Below are 15,578 nucleotides of genomic sequence, written 5' to 3' on the forward strand. Positions count from 1 at the left end.
AGAAATTCAGGCAGTGAGATAGATCTTGAGAAAAGCGAGTTTTTTAGATAGGAGGCTGGCGACAATAAAAAATCAAAGCTAGATTAGAGTTCCTATGGCGCTACGTTTTTGATAAATATCAAATATTATTCTTTGATTAAGAGGCCATTTATAAAGTAAATCTTTAGGATGTTAGCCGACGTAACATCAGACGACTCATGGAAGCATAAATCCCTGCCTCCGACACTTCTGATAATTGCTCATAGTCTTTACTAAGGCGACGATAATAATTCAACCAACCAAATGTACGTTCAACAATCCAACGCTTCGGGAGTACCATGAATTCTTTACTGTTTCTGCTAATCACTTCCACCTTTGCTTGCACCATTAACCAAAGACTTAAGGCAAAGCGTCCTCCTCGATATCCAGCATCTACCCACATCAACCGCAATCGCTTCAACATCTGCTGTTGCTGCTCCCTTAGCTCCATCACTGCAGCAAGGGCAAAGGTTCGTTCTGAGCTATTTCCCTCGGAGACCATCACTTTGTAAAGTAACCCTAAACTATCGACTAGCAAGTTTCTCCGTCTTCCTTTGACCTGTTTCCCGCCATCGAAGCCATAGACATCGCCCTTTTTTCTGTTGTCTTGACCGATTGGCTATCGGCAATCAGGACGCTAGGTTCTGGGGTTTTCCCCACTGCTTGACGGCAGCGAGTCCGCAAAGCATGGTTGATGTTTTCCCAAACTCCCTGCCTCTGCCATTTGCGATAGTAGTAGTACACCGTGGAGGAGGGAGGAAAGTCCTTGGGCAGATAGGCCCATTGACAACCGGTTTTGAGGAGATAGAAAATCCCATTGCAGACCTGTCGCATATCAGTAGTACGTGGATGACCGCCGGACTTTGGAGCAGGAATCAAGGGTTCTAGTAAAGCCCATTCTGCATCGGTCAGGTCACTGGGGTAAGAAGCTTGAGACATTGGTGCTATTCTCCTGTGTCGTTACGCTTATGCTTGACCTTAACGACTTCACGGGCAACAATCCTGTTCTCTTTATCTTTACTTTATAAACACCCTCTAAGCATCGTGGTTTAAATAATGGTGAATGCACAATCTCAAATATCCATGCAAGTTTTATATGACCAAGATTTTAATCTTTGGCTTGCGGAAACAGTGCGTTCTCTCAAGGAAGAAAAATTGTCGGAGATTGACTATGGAAATTTGATTGAGGAACTAGAAACCATGGGCCGGAGCGAGAAAAATGCCCTTAAAAGCAATCTAAAAATACTCCTGATGCATCTTCTCAAATATCAGTTTCAGCCCAAAAAAAGAACCAATAGTTGGCGTTACACGATTACGAAACACCGCCAAAGAATTTTAGACAGTTTAGAAATTAGTCCGAGTTGAAAAGGATTTTTTGAACAAGAATTTGAACGCTGTTATCAAAATGCCCGCCGTTTAGCTGCTGATGAAACAGGAATTTCTATTGGCAATTTTCCCAAGATCTCACCCTTTACAATCCCAGAAAGTCTTGATTTAGATTATTTGCCCTGATTTTTGAGTTGCCACATTCTCGGCGCTGAGCAGTGGGCGATCGCTCCAGAAGACATCGACTACACTAAAAATATCAATACTCCCAGGAAAACCATGGTTGCCAATGCAGTTCGCTGGACAGTACAGGATCTCGAAGCCATGCCCGACGATGGCGGCTGGAAACGCTATAAAATTATTGATGGAGAATTAATCGTGACCCGCGCGCCCCATATTTTTCATCAAAGTGCTGCCAGTCGGCTTCACATCGCCCTAGGTAATTGGTCAGACCAATCCAGGTCTTGGTAGTGTTTTTGAGGCTCCAGGGGTGGTCTTCTCTCCGAATGATGGGGTGATTCCCGATGTGGTGTGGGTGAGCAATGCCCGTCTCGAAACGGGTGTGGATGAGTCGGGCCACTTTACCGTTGCGCCGGAACTAATGATCGAAATTCTCTCGGCGGGCAAATTAAATGAGCAGTGGGATAAAGAGGCAAAGCGTAAATTATATTCGCTCTATGGGGTGCAGGAATATTGGGTGGTGGATTGGCGACTGAAAACCATTGAGGTCTATCGGCGAAATCAGGCGCAGTTGGAGTTGGTCTGCACTTTACTGGGTGATGATGCTCTCACTTCACCTTTATTACCCGATTTTGCGATCGCCATTGATCAAGTTTTTCGTTAATCTCAACTATATCCATTGAAATTAGTGACAAAGAATTTAAACACTGTCATCAAAATATGCAGCATTTAGCTGAGGTTTTATAAAATCATGATTGAAAGTCTTTTTGTTGGGGTGAATCTTTTTGATAAAATTCTCGACCAAATCCAAGAGCAAGATCAAAGAAGACACGAGCAAAAGTTAAAAGAGCTTTCCATCATTAGTGATTCTAATCTTCGGAGCCAACTCGCGATGGAGTTACTCATGGATAAAATTCTTTCTTCTATTGAAGAGTCACAGTTTCAAATCCAAGAGGCTGCAAAGTATGCTCAATATATGGCAGAAGTGCTTGGATATTATTATGCTGATCATGGCTTAAATGAAGAACAAGCGAATCAATTAAGTTTTCAATTTCGGCTAATGGCGATACAACTTACTGAAGCGAATTATTTAGCTGATTTGAAACTAATTTATAAGGCCATAACTCTATTTTTAAATGAAATTTCTCACTTTAAACACAAAGAAAGAAAATATTCAATTGAGTATGGAATCCGTCAAGAGATTTTAAATAAACTCAATACCTGCATTACTAACTATAATAATTTTCAAAGACGAACCTTAGCATCTATGGATAGTGATTCTCCTAATGTGACGGAAGGTTTTATACCTTGATTTGTCAGCTATTAAATTTTGGGGTGTTGACAATAGGCAAACAAAATATCAATACAGTGGGTGATCGCCCCAAGGTGAGCAATCTCGTAACCATGGGTATTTTCCGTGGGGAAACTAAGGCAAGCGCCCCGGCACACATGGCCAAATTTCATCGCAATGGAAGCATCACTACCGAATCCTTGGATAATCGCCTGTTGGAGCGGTCGGTGAATGCCAGCGGCGGCAGTGATAATTTCTTGATTCAAGCCTTCATCGTAGATCCCGTAACCATCCTGGGACAGTAACACGGGCCGATCCCCAGCGGCGATCGCATATTCCCGCGCCAGGGGACAAATTTCTAGGGCAACCAAAGCATCCAGTTGAGTATTTTGACTGAAGTAGAGCGCTCCCACAGCCCCCACTTCCTCCTTTGCTGAGGCGACCAGATAAACATCTTGGGGGGGATTTTTGAGCCGTTGGGCCAGTTCAATCAGAATGACCAGGGAAGCTTTGTTGTCGAGGGTATAGCTGGCGATGTAATTTTTCAGGCGGAACGGTTTTTTGCGGTGTTTCCCGACCACGACCCGACTCCCCGGACGCACCCCAGCGGCAAGCAGTTCACTACTATGACACTTCGTTTCCAACCAAGCTTGGTGCCACTGGACAGGTTTTTCCGTTTGCAGCAGTTTTTGGGGGGACTCATGGGAAACGTGACGCGACCCAAAGCTCAAAATCCCGGAAATCGTTGTGTTATCACCGAGGATATCCATAACCCCTTCGCCGTAGATCCAGGGATAAACCCCACCCAAGGCCCGAATTTCCACGCGACCCGTGCGTTCATCCACCTGTTTAACGATCGCCCCGATTTCATCTTTGTGGGCGGTGATGGCGATCGCCCCTGCTTCCGGATTCTGACCAGGAATTTTGACAATGATATTGCCCGCCCGGTCTTGCCAATGGTTCACTCCAAGTTTGGCGAATAGAGCGAGGAGATAATGGTCAATTTCTGTTTCTTGGCCACTGGGGGAATGGTGCATGACTAAGGTAGAAATTTGCTCAAAAAGCAGGTCAAAATCGTGGCTCATGGTCAAAAAAAGTTGTAGAGAATGGAGGAAAAATAAGGAAAATCGCCCCCAGAATTCTCGCAACTTTATCTGAAGAAAAACAGAAGTGCGGGAAGGGGCGATCGCCTTTAAATCCCCCTTCTGAAGGGGGATTTAGGGGGATGTATTAACCCAAAGCTTTTTCAATGGCCGCTTTCAGGTTTGCATCATCGGGGGCCGTCTGGGGCTCAAAGCGTTCGATGACTTCACCGTCACGGCCGACGAGGAATTTGCCGAAGTTCCAGGCGATGTCGGGGCCATTTCCCACGAGGAACTGGTACAGAGGGCTGCGGTTGGCGCCGTTGACATCCTGCTTTTCAAGGAGCGTAAAATCTACGTCATATTTGGTCTTGGTGAAATCTTTGATTTCGTCAGGGGGGCCGGGTTCCTGGGCGCCGAACTGATTACAAGGAACGCCGACAATCACCAAACCGCGATCACCATATTCTTGATCGAGGGCAACCAGGCCACTGTACTGGGGGGTCAAGCCGCATTTGCTCGCTACATTCACGAATAAAACGACTTTATTTTCGAGGGTTTCTGGGCTGAGGGGCGCGCCGTCTAGGGTTTTTAACGCTGTGGGTAAAGCCATGGTGATGATTACGAATTATTACGACAGTTCCCATTATCGGGGATCGACGGGGAGCAGGGGTAGGCTCGGTCAAAATTTTTCGGGACAGGCCCCCACATACTAAACTAAGGGGCAACTTTCCATCGCGCATCCCGCCCACCCATGACGAAAAAGGTCTTTATCACTGGCGCTAGTGGCTGCATTGGCCATTACCTTGCTGAAACGTTTATTTACCACACCGATTACGAGCTTTATCTGTTGGTGCGATCGCCCGAAAAATTACGCTTCAACACCGAAGCCCGGGGCGGCATTCATGTGGTGCAGGGGGATTTATTAGATATTGAGCAGCAGGCAGACCTCCTGAAAACGATTAACGTGGCGATCTTAGCGGCCACAGCCTGGGGTGGTGCCCAGGAATCCTTTGAGACCAACGTGGTAAAAACCGCCCAGCTTATTGATCTACTCGATCCAGAAATTTGTGAACAGGTGATTTATTTTTCCACAGCGAGTATTCTGGGGCGCAACAATGAAGTGCTCACGGAGGCCCGGGACTTTGGCACCGACTACATCCGCACGAAATACGAGTGTTACCAAAAGCTCGGCACGTTGAAATTAGCACCGAAAATTTCCGTGGTTTTCCCCACCCTGGTGGCGGGGGGCAGTGAAAATAAACCCTTTTCCCATCTATCGGGGGGCCTGCGGGATCACATTAAATGGCTATCCATCGCCAAGTTTCTCAGTGCTGACGGCAGTTTCCACTTTATCCATGGTGAAGATATTGCGCGGGTCGTGCGCCATCTGGCAGAAAATCCGCCGATCATCCGCTTTGATTTGCCCCCCGGAGCATTGGATCCCGATCGCCAATTTGTACTGGGCAATGAACCGTTAACTGCCGACGCGGCGATCGCCGAATTGTGTGAGCACATGGGCCAAAAAATTTACTTTAAAATTCCTCTGTCCCTGTGGTTGGCGAATTTCATTATCAAAGTTTTTCGGATTCAGTTGGCGGCCTGGGATCGCTTTTGTATCGACTACCGCCATTTCACCTACGGCAAAACCTACAATCCCCGCAGCTTCGGTTTAGAATCCGCTTGCCCAAAACTGAGTGATGTCCTCACCAGCGCTGGCATTCCTCCCCGACGTCGTCCTTAATCGAGGAAGAAATTTTCCGGGATAATCTGCATCTTTGGTAAATTGGCGATCGCCCCGTAAAGTTGCTCAGCCATCACCTCATTCGCAGCAGCATTAATGTGGATCGGGTCGATAAAAGTCGGTGTGGGGAACTGATTATCGAGGCGATAAAAATCAATAAACTCCAGATTATTCGGAAAGTCCTGGGCCAGTTGTTGCAGTGTCTCAGCAAACTGGGGGTAATAGGTGGTCATTCTTTCTGTGTAGTTATCCCCAAGCTGCTGGCGAATCGCTGCTTCCGTCGGATCAAGTTGAGCTTCAGGGCGTCCAGTGATTTCTGGTTGGAGGGCCACCAACAACGGAATTTGAGCCGCACCACACAGCCCCACCATCTGCGCCAGATTGTCCTGGTAGCGCCCTAGACGTTCCTGAAATTCTGCATCGGAGTTAGGGAGTTGTTGTGCCAAGCCCGTTGTGTTGCGTTCACGAATGCTAAACACTTCGCCCCCCTGGTTCGCTTTGCGGGGGGAAGTCAAGGCAAAAACGGCCCGCATTAAAGCACTTTGTTCGGCCTTGTTTCGGAAGGATTCCTTGAGGTATTGGTGGAAGTAGGCATCGGGATTTTTGGCAAATTCTGCTAATTTTGGAATCTCCGTCGCCGCTTGGTCACTGGGGAGGAGAAGATCTTCATAGCCGTTGAGAAGAACAATTAAATCCGGCTGGTAGGGCAAAATCTTCAGGGCAAGCTGGGCCAACTCATTGCCAGAGCTATAGCCAGGTACGGCCACATTCACCACACGGTAGTTTCCCTCTCGAATTTTGGCGGGCAGTTGGGCCAAGCGATTGCGGGTCGGCGGAAAGAAAGGGAAAACGTCCGGGCGATAGGTGCCGGGGGATTGTCGTTGGTCTTGGACACGGTTTTGGAGACGTTGTTCGAGGAAAGCGGCGATCGTCTCTTGGTTTGTCTGGGCACCCCGACCAAAGGCGGTGGAATTGCCAAGGATAAACACACGAATTTCATCTTGGGGTTTGGCGACAGGCAGCGGTTCTTCGTCCCGGAAACCTTGTTCGTTGAGGCTAAAAAATTCGCTCTCTTGGCTGCCGACCAGTTCGTAGCCCGTGGCAATGGCTTTCTGGGCAAGGAGTTCACCGCGATTGTCTAAGCCTTGGTAGACGTTTTGATCGTCATCGACAAATTTTAGGCTGTAGGCGATCGCCTCCTGGGAGAGCTGATCATCCTGCCCTTCAAAATAGCCAGACCCAAGCCGAGCCACCACTTCGAGGCCGAGCAGTACCACCGGTACAGCCACCAGGATCGTCCAGGGAGAAACGGATTTTTTCTTTTTTCTTCGACCGAGGGACGAGTAACGACGGCGACCGCGACTAAACATGTACGCTTTCCTTTTACGAGAGAATTTCCAACTATTTTCAAGGGAGATGGCCCATTTGTCATGGGGAATTTGTGCTTTTCCGGGGAGGAATTTGGGGTACACTGCAAAATTGCGATCGCCCCTTAGCTGAAAAAAATTGACAATGGCCTATAAATTATTATTCGTTTGCCTCGGTAACATCTGCCGTTCCCCCTCCGCCGAAAATATTATGCGGCATCTCCTGGAACAAGAAGGTTTAAGCAATAAAATTCTCTGCGACTCGGCCGGGACTTCTAGCTATCACATAGGAGCCGCCCCAGACCGACGGATGCAGGCAGCGGCCCAAAAGCGCGATATTCGTCTGGTGGGTAGCGCCCGGCAATTTTCCCGCGCTGATTTTGAAGCATTTGACCTGATCCTGGCAATGGATCGCGCTAATTATCGTGACATTTTGTCCCTAGACCGGGCAGATATCTATGGCGAAAAAGTTAAAATGATGTGTGACTACGCCACGAATTTTCCCGATAGCGAAGTGCCAGATCCCTACTACGGCGGCCAATCGGGTTTTGACTATGTGATTGATTTGCTCCTCGATGCCTGCCAAGGACTCCTCCAGGAGATTAGACAGGAAATGTGATGGTGTAGGCAGTTTATTTCCTCGGTCACACCATGTTTATCCGCAATGCAACGGCGATCGCCTTGTTGGGCCTCTTTTGGTTCCAGGGGGCAGCTAGTCACAGTCATCCAGTTCCCCAGGGGGCAACCCCAATTCTCCTGGCCCAGGCGACTATCTTTGAGGTGGGCGATAAAGTTGACATCGAGCGGCAAGGGAGTTGGCGGCCCGGTGAAATCCTTGCTATCCAAAGTGCTCCCGAAGCAACCGTGCGTTATCAAGTGCGGTATTTGGATGTGGGATTCGTGGAGGACAATGTCAGCCCAGAAAGATTACGGCCAACCGTCGCTACTCAACCTGTAGCAGGCCGCTTACCCCAAATCAATAGCGTCAGTGAACCCATTTATGTCGAACGGGATGGCGTTTGGGTCGAAGCCAGTATTCGGAGTTATAGCTACAGCTCCCGCACGGGAAATCGCTTTACGGTGCAATATCGCGACAATGGCCGCCTTGAAACAGATGTTGTGGCCCAACGGGTGCGTTCAGTGGCAGAGGCAAAAGCCGCCGGGATTGCAGTGAGTGAATTTGATCTCTCCACCCAGGCTGGCATTGAACAGATGTTAGCGGCCCATAATGAGTGGCGATCGCCCCACAATTTGCCAGATTTAGTTTGGTCAGAAACCCTCGCCAACCATGCCCAAACTTGGGCCGAACGTTTAGCCGCCCAGGAAAGGGTAGAACACAATACCAGCGATGACTACGGTGAAAATATCGCAAAGTCTAATAATTTAGTGCTCTCGCCAACGGCGGTGGTCAATCTCTGGGGCAACGAAATTCAAGACTATGACTACGGCACTAACCGCTGCCAACCAGGTAAAGTGTGTGGCCACTATACCCAAATCGTGTGGCGTGATACGGAGAACGTCGGTTGTGGCATGGTGCGTAAGGATAATGGTTGGGAAGTTTGGGTCTGCAACTATGATCCCCCCGGTAATTACCGGGGTCAGCGACCCTACTAAGCCCTGGGGATTGGACAATATTTTTCAGGTCAAAAATAGCAAGCACCGCACTGTCCGCAAAGCACCAGCATCAAGCCAGAACTTTTAAAAAATACAGCACCCATGCCCGCACACAGGATTAGGCAAATTGTTTCTGGCGCATCTGGCGAATTTTAATCCCCTGTTGGGCCGATTCCATAAACTGCGACACCCGCAACGGATCAATCGGCTCACTGAGCTTGCCATGACGTTTGAGGGAACTGGCGACAATGGCCCCATCGGCCACCTGGAGGAGGTTGCCGATATTCTCCCAGGTGGCACCACTACCAATCAAAATCGGCGTATCCCCTGCATTGGCACGGGCATCTTTCAAGTCGTCCATTTTCGGCACTTGACCCGTCGCCCAACCAGAGAGAATTACCGCATCGGCTAAACCCCGTTCCACGGTGTCGTGGATGGCGGCGGTGAGGTTAGGCGTACTAATGGGGTGGGCGTGTTTTACTAAGACATCTGCCAAGATTGCTACGTCTGCATCGAGTTCGCGGCGGTATTTCAGCAGTTCGTAGGCATTGCCTTCAATTAAGCCTTGATCGGTGGCCATTACCCCGGTGAGCACATTCACACGAATAAACTGGGCGCCAGTACAGGCGGCGATCGCCATCGCACTTTTAGCATCATTGCGGAGGACATTAAGCCCCAGGGGGACAGTCACCAACCCCGCAAGACGATCCATGATTAGGGTCATGGCACTGATCGTGGCAGGATCAACCCGGTCTTTTGTGAAGGGGGCATCAAAGAAGTTTTCGATAATAATGCCGTCAATCCCCCCCGCAGCGAGGGCCGTTGCTTCCTGTTCCGCGCGGTCCATCACCTGACGAAAGTCACCTCCCCAACGGGCAGAGGTGGGCAAAGGCAACAGGTGAACAACGCCAAGGATGGGATTTTCGGTCTGGAAAAGATGTTTGAGATCCACTGATTTTCTTTACGTTCGTTTGTACAGGGTCACTCCCACAGGAGCGATGCCTCGTCACCTTTGCAGGCTTGGGATAGGGCGTAAATTAGTATATCAGGGGCAGGCCTCCCCAAAATTTTGTTTCCCCGAAGAAAAGGCGATCGCCTCCATAATTCACCACAGGAATCGAACCAGCCCATGTCACAATAGGGGGATTGCAACCCACAGTGCAAAAGACAGAAGAAACAGAATCAACCTATGGATATCAAAGACGGTTTTGTTGGTGCAGTTGGCAACACCCCCCTCATTCGCCTAAACAGTTTTAGTGAAGCAACGGGCTGTGAAATTTTAGGCAAAGCAGAATTTCTCAATCCCGGTGGTTCCGTCAAAGACCGGGCCGCCCTCTACATCATCAAAGACGCCGAAGAACGGGGCCTGCTCAAACCTGGTGGCACCGTTGTTGAAGGCACCGCAGGCAACACAGGCATTGGTCTGGTTCATATCTGCAATGCCAAGGGTTACAAATGCATCATTGTGATCCCCGAAACCCAGTCCCAAGAAAAAATTGATCTGCTCCGCACTCTGGGGGCCGAAGTGATTACGGTTCCGGCGGTGCCCTATGCCGACCCTAACAATTACGTGAAATATTCCCAACGGCTCGCCGCAGAGACAGAAAATGCGATCTGGGCCAATCAGTTTGATAATTTGGCCAACCGCCGCGCCCACTACGAAACCACTGGCCCGGAAATTTGGGCTCAAACCGACGGCAAAATTGATGCTTGGACGGCTGCTACGGGCACTGGGGGAACCTATGCTGGCACTGCCCTCTACCTCAAGGAAAAAAATCCTAACGTTAAATGTGTCGTGGCCGATCCCATGGGCAGTGTGCTCTACAGCTATGTGAAAACGGGCAAACTCGACCGAGAAGGGGGGTCGATTACGGAAGGCATTGGTCAAGGACGCATTACCGCCAATATGGAAGGGGTGCCCATGGACGACGCCATTCGGGTTGATGACCAGGAAGCGGTACGGGTTGTGTATCAACTTCTCAAAAAAGATGGCCTGTTTATGGGGGGCTCCGTAGGAATTAATGTCGGTGCGGCCTATGCCCTCGCGAAGGAAATGGGGCCGGGTCATACGATTGTGACGGTGTTGTGTGACAGTGGCGCCCGTTATCAATCTCGCCTCTTTAACCCAGAATGGCTTGCCAGCAAGGGCTTGTCAGTGCCAGATTAGCGATAAATTTTGAAGGCGATCGCCTACTTTTTTTAAATTATGGAAACCCAAACTTTAGATATTGTGATGGGCGTCTTGGCGTTTTTGATCGTCGCCAGCGGTTTATTCATGCTGATCAAAGGCACCACAGCGATGAACGATAAAGAATAAGTCCGTTAAATTGCTCAAACTCCAATTGCCTTAACGGGGTCTATTCTTTGCCATCGGCAGGCAGGGCGGCGACGATAGCATCCAGCACGCGAGCCACGGGAATAATATCGAGGTCTAAACCGTCTGGTAACTTTTGACCTTTGGGCACAATGGCACGGGTAAAGCCTAATTTCATTGCTTCCTTGAGACGGGTTTCCAAGTGAGAAACAGGTCGAATTTGTCCTCCTAAGCCTACTTCTCCGATCAGCACAGTCTGGGGTGAAACAAGGCGATCGCGGAAACTAGCGACCAAAGCAATGGCAATCCCCAGGTCAACCGCTGGTTCAGAAACTGTCAGACCGCCCGCCGAAGCCACATAGGCATCTAACTTAGAAAGGGGAATGCCCACTCGCTTTTCTAACACCGCCAAAATTTGCTGGAGACGGGAATAATCAACGCCTGTGGTGGAACGCCGAGGGGAAGAATAACTGGTGGGACTGACTAGGGCTTGCAATTCTACTAAAAGGGGTCGGGTGCCTTCACAAGCGACAACGGTGGCGGTACCGGGGGTGGCCTCTTCGCGGTTACCGAGGAAAAGTTCTGAAGGATTGAGCACTTCCTCTAAACCCTGTTCACCCATCTCAAAAATGCCGACTTCATGGGTGGCCCCAAAGCGATTTTTCACCGACCGCAACAACCGATGGGAGGCATATCTATCTCCCTCGAAATACAGCACCGTATCAACGAGGTGTTCCAAAACCCGTGGCCCGGCGATCGCCCCTTCCTTGGTGACATGACCGACGATAAACAGCGTAATGTTTTCCCGCTTCGCTACTTGCATCAAAGCCGAGGTACATTCCCGCACCTGGGACACCGAACCGGGGGCCGAACCCAAGGCGGAATAGTACAAGGTCTGAATACTATCGATCACTGCCACCTGGGGCTGGAGAGTTTCTAGTTCGGCCAAAATCGTTTCGAGGCCCGTTTCCGTTAGTACATATAAATTTTCTTCTGGGGGGTGGGCTGCATCCCGGAGGCGATCGCCCCGGAGCTTGATTTGCTGGCCCGATTCCTCCGCCGACACATACAAAATTCTTGGTAAACTTGTGCTGAGTTGATAGGCCACCTGGAGTAACAAAGTTGATTTCCCAATGCCCGGATCGCCCCCAATTAGCACCAAGGAACCTGGGACTAACCCTCCGCCAAGCACCCGGTCTAGCTCCCCAAACCCAGACCCAAAGCGCATCCGTTGGCGGGTATCAATATCTGTAAATTTCACCGCAGTGCGAGAGACTGGGCTGGCGGCTTTTCTGGTTGTTTTCGGCTTATGGTGCCAGGTACGACTCACACCAGTACTGCTTTCCTTTTCGCGGATCTCTTCTTGCAGCGACCCATAGACCCCACAATCTGGGCATTTACCGAGCCATTGCCGCGCCTCTGCCCCACATTCACGACACACATAAACCGTTTTTGCCTTAGCCATGACTTGTCATCTCCCCATCACAATGAATTTCCCTCGGTGGCAGCATCACCCCGAAAAACCGCACACTTTCCAAAATAAATCTTAAAAAACTTCTCATTTTCCCGAAAACCCGACCTCAGACTCCCATCAGATTTCAGGAAAGCGATATTCTTATATCTAGATAACCCTACTTAATAAACTTCAACAACACTTACCGAAAGTCAACAGGAGCGTGAAGGAACTTGGAAAATCATAAAGAAAGAATTCTTGTCGTTGACGACGAAGCCAGCATCCGCCGCATCCTCGAAACCCGCCTTTCCATGATTGGTTACGAGGTTGTGACCGCCGCTGATGGTGAAGAAGCCCTCGCCACATTTGATGAAGCAGACCCCGATCTTGTGGTTCTCGATGTGATGATGCCCAAGCTCGATGGCTATGGCGTCTGCCAAGAACTCCGCAAAGAATCCGATGTGCCGATTATTATGCTCACAGCCCTTGGGGATGTGGCGGACCGCATCACAGGTTTGGAGCTTGGGGCCGATGATTACGTCGTAAAACCATTCTCCCCCAAAGAACTAGAAGCGCGCATCCGTTCTGTCCTGCGGCGTGTTGAAAAAAATGGTGGTACGGGCATTCCTAGCTCTGGGGTTATCCATGTGGGTTCGATCCGCATTGATACCAATAAGCGCCAGGTCTACAAAGGCGATGAACGTATTCGACTCACAGGGATGGAGTTTAGCCTGTTGGAATTACTGGTCAGCCGTTCTGGGGAACCTTTTTCTCGCTCAGAAATCCTCCAAGAAGTTTGGGGCTACACCCCAGAGCGCCATGTGGATACCCGCGTTGTGGATGTGCATATTTCCCGGTTGCGCGCCAAACTAGAAGATGACCCCAGCAATCCCGAACTTATTTTGACAGCCAGAGGTACAGGTTATCTGTTTCAGCGGATCCTCGAACCGGGTGATGAATAACCCCAAGAATTGTACGGATAAACTTTTAAGATCATGGTTGGGATGAATGTTTGACCGTGGTCTTAAATTTTGACTGGGGATGCTAGATCTGACGCAAGGTCTCTAAACGACGAACCGTCTTCTGTACCTACTAACTTTTTTGCTGCAAACTATCTCCTTTGCCATGAATTTTCGCCTCCCCCAACAGCGCTGGCACATTGCCGATCGCCAACCGGACATCACCCAATCATTGGTTGAGGCGATGGGCCTTAATCCGCTTGTGGCCCAGGTTTTAGTGAATCGCAATATTCGCACGCCAGAGCAGGCGAAGATCTACATCCAGCCGGAATCCCAGCGATTACCTGCGCCCTTGGTGGAATTTGAGGATCTGGCCCTCAGTGTGGAACTTCTCCAGGAGGCGATCGCCGAAGAAACTCTCATTGCCATTTGTGGCGATTATGACGCCGATGGGATGACCAGCACTGCTCTGTTGTTGCGGGCCTTGGGCCATGTGGGAGCCAAGGTAACCTACGCGATCCCCAGCCGCATGAAAGATGGCTACGGGATCAATGAGCGCATCGTCACCGAGCTCGCCGAGGAAGGGGTAGGCTTAATTCTCACGGTAGACAACGGCATTTCCGCCTACGAGCCGATCAATTTGGCACGGGATCTGGGTCTAGATGTGATCATCACTGACCACCATGACTTGCCGGATCAATTGCCGCCCGCCAATGCGATTCTGAATCCAAAGTTATTGCCGACCATGTCTCCTTATGCTGGTTTAGCCGGAGTTGGCGTGGCCTATGTGCTGGCGGTGTCCTTGGCTCAGGCTGTAGACAAGCTAGAAGGGCTCACCAGCCAAATTTTAGAATTATTTACCCTGGGGACCATCGCTGATCTGGCGCCCTTAACCGGGGTGAATCGTCGCTGGTTAAAGCGCGGCCTCAAGCTTTTACCCCAGTCGGAGTTGGCAGGGGTGCAGGCCCTCATGCAAATTGCCGGGGTCGATGACCAAAAGAAACAACTCAAGCCCGATGATATTGGCTTTCGCCTCGGCCCCCGCATTAACGCCGTTGGTCGCATTGATGATCCCCAAAAAGTAATTGAATTGCTAACTACCGACGAACCGGGTTTGGCCCTAGAGCGGGCGATGCAATGTGAGCAGATCAATAAGCAGCGCCAGGAAATGTGCACCCAGATCGAAGCAGAGGCGATCGCCCTAGTAGAAGAAACCCCCATCGATTACCAAGGACAGCGAGTGTTGGTGGTTTGCAAAGAAGAATGGCACCATGGCGTGATCGGCATTGTCGCTTCCCGGTTGGTCGAACGCTATGGTGTGCCCGTCTTTATCTGCACCGCTGAGGAGGACGGTAACATTCGCGGCTCCGCCCGGGGCATCGAAGAATTTAATGTGTTTGAGGCGCTGAACTATTGCCAAGATCTCCTGGGTAAATTTGGGGGCCACAAAGCGGCAGGGGGATTTTCCCTTGCCAGAGATAACCTGACCGCGTTTACCGAAAAGCTCAGTGAATTTGCCCACCAATTGCTCGAACCCGAACATCTAAAACCCTTGGTGAAAATTGACGGGGCGGTAAATTTCACGGATTTAACCCCAGAGTTTTACCAACAGATTGATCAACTCCATCCCTGGGGCATCGGCAATCCAGAACCGATTTTCTGGACAAAAAATGTACAAATTCTAGAGCAACGCACCATTGGCAAAAATCACCTAAAATTCAGCCTCGGCCAAACCATCGCCGGTCAAACATTCACCATTAAGGCGATCGCCTGGCAATGGGGAGACTATCTGCCACTCCCCTCAACCCTGGACATTGCCTACAAACTCAAAGAAAATCGTTGGAATGGTGAGGTGAACCTAGAGCTAGAATTGGTCGGGGCGCGTCCCAGTGAAGCCCCGCGTCCTGCGGTTCCAGACCGGGAAATGTCTCCCCAAGCTCAACCTCAGCACTCAGAAAAGACTTTTCTGTTTAATGACCGGACATATTTCTGTACCCTTGTGGATCAGGGATTGACCCTCAGAATTCGCAATGATCAAGGTAAGTTATTGGCGATCAAAAAAGGCCAACGGCAGGGCCAACTCGGTGAGCAAACCGTTGATGTTACCCAACCCCCTTTTTTTCAGATGATCAAAACGGCGATCGCCACCCTCGAACAAGCCAACTAAATCAGCACAAAAAAGGACAACTCCCCCGTCGGTTTGTTGCCCCTGCGCACAATTTGTTTTTGA

General features: G+C 49.9%; 15 protein-coding genes and 1 pseudogene. 10 read left to right on the forward strand and 6 right to left on the reverse strand.

Annotated elements, in window-relative coordinates; genetic code table 11:
• Nucleotides 1–163 precede the first annotated feature (163 nt).
• A protein-coding gene (locus AWQ23_RS15840) for an IS5 family transposase (protein WP_157072193.1) occupies nt 164–957 on the reverse strand; the annotation gives its coding sequence in 2 pieces (ribosomal slippage) (nt 164–621 and nt 621–957; 795 coding nt in all).
• Nucleotides 958–1,074: 117 nt separating this feature from the next.
• Between AWQ23_RS15840 and AWQ23_RS04995 the strand changes: the two are divergent.
• From AWQ23_RS04995 to AWQ23_RS05005, 4 genes and pseudogenes are all read left to right on the forward strand, one after another.
• Nucleotides 1,075–1,530 (forward strand): annotated as a pseudogene (locus tag AWQ23_RS04995) (DUF29 domain-containing protein).
• A gap of 3 nt (nt 1,531–1,533) precedes the next feature.
• Nucleotides 1,534–1,815, forward strand: coding sequence for a hypothetical protein (locus AWQ23_RS16475; RefSeq protein ID WP_315862671.1), 282 nt, complete (start codon nt 1,534–1,536; stop codon nt 1,813–1,815).
• A gap of 19 nt (nt 1,816–1,834) precedes the next feature.
• Nucleotides 1,835–2,188 (forward strand): Uma2 family endonuclease, encoded by a 354-nt coding sequence (locus tag AWQ23_RS16480; RefSeq protein WP_315862672.1) that lies wholly within the window; start codon nt 1,835–1,837, stop codon nt 2,186–2,188.
• 87 nt (nt 2,189–2,275) lie between these two features.
• On the forward strand, nt 2,276–2,836 hold the full coding sequence (locus tag AWQ23_RS05005) for a hypothetical protein (protein ID WP_062433155.1): 561 nt from the start codon (nt 2,276–2,278) through the stop codon (nt 2,834–2,836).
• An 11-nt stretch (nt 2,837–2,847) separates the two neighbouring features.
• On the opposite strand, the gene AWQ23_RS05010 is transcribed toward AWQ23_RS05005, so the two are convergent.
• The gene (locus tag AWQ23_RS05010) at nt 2,848–3,900 is read right to left on the reverse strand and encodes a M42 family metallopeptidase (RefSeq protein ID WP_062436516.1); all 1,053 of its coding nucleotides are present in this window, start codon (nt 3,898–3,900) and stop codon (nt 2,848–2,850) included.
• A gap of 145 nt (nt 3,901–4,045) precedes the next feature.
• Nucleotides 4,046–4,510, reverse strand: a complete 465-nt coding sequence (locus AWQ23_RS05015; RefSeq protein WP_062433158.1) for a glutathione peroxidase — start codon at nt 4,508–4,510, stop codon at nt 4,046–4,048.
• Nucleotides 4,511–4,651: 141 nt separating this feature from the next.
• On the opposite strand from AWQ23_RS05015, the gene AWQ23_RS05020 reads away from it, so the two are divergent.
• Nucleotides 4,652–5,641 carry an NAD(P)-dependent oxidoreductase gene (locus tag AWQ23_RS05020; RefSeq protein ID WP_062433160.1) on the forward strand — a complete coding sequence of 330 codons (990 nt, stop codon included), beginning with the start codon at nt 4,652–4,654 and terminating at the stop codon, nt 5,639–5,641.
• Here the strand turns inward: AWQ23_RS05020 and AWQ23_RS05025 are convergent.
• Complete coding sequence (locus tag AWQ23_RS05025) at nt 5,638–7,011, reverse strand: GDSL-type esterase/lipase family protein (protein ID WP_062433164.1); 1,374 nt, start codon at nt 7,009–7,011, stop codon at nt 5,638–5,640. The two genes, AWQ23_RS05020 and AWQ23_RS05025, sit on opposite strands and share 4 nt — an antisense overlap.
• A gap of 142 nt (nt 7,012–7,153) precedes the next feature.
• Between AWQ23_RS05025 and AWQ23_RS05030 the strand changes: the two genes are divergently transcribed.
• Together AWQ23_RS05030 and AWQ23_RS05035 are read left to right on the forward strand one after the other, a co-directional pair.
• Nucleotides 7,154–7,627, forward strand: a complete 474-nt coding sequence (locus AWQ23_RS05030) for a low molecular weight protein-tyrosine-phosphatase (protein WP_062433167.1) — start codon at nt 7,154–7,156, stop codon at nt 7,625–7,627.
• Between the two features lie 32 nt (nt 7,628–7,659).
• A complete protein-coding gene (locus AWQ23_RS05035; protein WP_083500688.1) occupies nt 7,660–8,622 on the forward strand; it encodes a CAP domain-containing protein in 963 nt (320 codons plus the stop codon).
• A gap of 118 nt (nt 8,623–8,740) precedes the next feature.
• Here the strand turns inward: AWQ23_RS05035 and btpA are convergent, their stop codons facing one another.
• Nucleotides 8,741–9,574: a photosystem I biogenesis protein BtpA gene (gene btpA / locus AWQ23_RS05040; protein ID WP_012306602.1), complete on the reverse strand. Its 834-nt coding sequence runs from the start codon at nt 9,572–9,574 to the stop codon at nt 8,741–8,743.
• A gap of 237 nt (nt 9,575–9,811) precedes the next feature.
• Between btpA and AWQ23_RS05045 the strand changes: the two genes are divergently transcribed.
• The gene (locus tag AWQ23_RS05045; RefSeq protein ID WP_062433171.1) at nt 9,812–10,789 is read left to right on the forward strand and encodes a cysteine synthase A; all 978 of its coding nucleotides are present in this window, start codon (nt 9,812–9,814) and stop codon (nt 10,787–10,789) included.
• 190 nt (nt 10,790–10,979) lie between these two features.
• Here AWQ23_RS05045 and radA read toward each other — a convergent pair whose 3' ends face one another.
• Nucleotides 10,980–12,401 carry a DNA repair protein RadA gene (radA, locus tag AWQ23_RS05050; protein ID WP_062433174.1) on the reverse strand — a complete coding sequence of 474 codons (1,422 nt, stop codon included), beginning with the start codon at nt 12,399–12,401 and terminating at the stop codon, nt 10,980–10,982.
• A gap of 221 nt (nt 12,402–12,622) precedes the next feature.
• Between radA and rpaB the strand changes: the two genes are divergently transcribed.
• Nucleotides 12,623–13,351 (forward strand): response regulator transcription factor RpaB, encoded by a 729-nt coding sequence (gene rpaB / locus AWQ23_RS05055; protein WP_012306606.1) that lies wholly within the window; start codon nt 12,623–12,625, stop codon nt 13,349–13,351.
• Nucleotides 13,352–13,514: 163 nt separating this feature from the next.
• Nucleotides 13,515–15,515: a single-stranded-DNA-specific exonuclease RecJ gene (gene recJ, locus AWQ23_RS05060; RefSeq protein WP_062433177.1), complete on the forward strand. Its 2,001-nt coding sequence runs from the start codon at nt 13,515–13,517 to the stop codon at nt 15,513–15,515.
• Nucleotides 15,516–15,578: the final 63 nt, after the last annotated feature.

This window comes from Picosynechococcus sp. PCC 73109, from assembly GCF_001521855.1.
In the GTDB taxonomy this organism is placed as follows: Bacteria; Cyanobacteriota; Cyanobacteriia; order Cyanobacteriales; family MRBY01; genus MRBY01.

Excerpts from the sequence above, each read along its gene's own strand:
- AWQ23_RS05005 (WP_062433155.1), top strand. The coding sequence starts at position 2,276 with ATGATTGAAAGTCTTTTTGTTGGGGTGAATCTTTTTGATAAAATTCTC.
- AWQ23_RS05010 (WP_062436516.1), bottom strand. The coding sequence starts at position 3,900 with ATGAGCCACGATTTTGACCTGCTTTTTGAGCAAATTTCTACCTTAGTC.
- AWQ23_RS05015 (WP_062433158.1), bottom strand. The coding sequence starts at position 4,510 with ATGGCTTTACCCACAGCGTTAAAAACCCTAGACGGCGCGCCCCTCAGC.
- AWQ23_RS05020 (WP_062433160.1), top strand. The coding sequence starts at position 4,652 with ATGACGAAAAAGGTCTTTATCACTGGCGCTAGTGGCTGCATTGGCCAT.
- AWQ23_RS05025 (WP_062433164.1), bottom strand. The coding sequence starts at position 7,011 with ATGTTTAGTCGCGGTCGCCGTCGTTACTCGTCCCTCGGTCGAAGAAAA.
- AWQ23_RS05030 (WP_062433167.1), top strand. The coding sequence starts at position 7,154 with ATGGCCTATAAATTATTATTCGTTTGCCTCGGTAACATCTGCCGTTCC.
- AWQ23_RS05035 (WP_083500688.1), top strand. The coding sequence starts at position 7,660 with ATGTTTATCCGCAATGCAACGGCGATCGCCTTGTTGGGCCTCTTTTGG.
- AWQ23_RS05045 (WP_062433171.1), top strand. The coding sequence starts at position 9,812 with ATGGATATCAAAGACGGTTTTGTTGGTGCAGTTGGCAACACCCCCCTC.
- radA (WP_062433174.1), bottom strand. The coding sequence starts at position 12,401 with ATGGCTAAGGCAAAAACGGTTTATGTGTGTCGTGAATGTGGGGCAGAG.
- recJ (WP_062433177.1), top strand. The coding sequence starts at position 13,515 with ATGAATTTTCGCCTCCCCCAACAGCGCTGGCACATTGCCGATCGCCAA.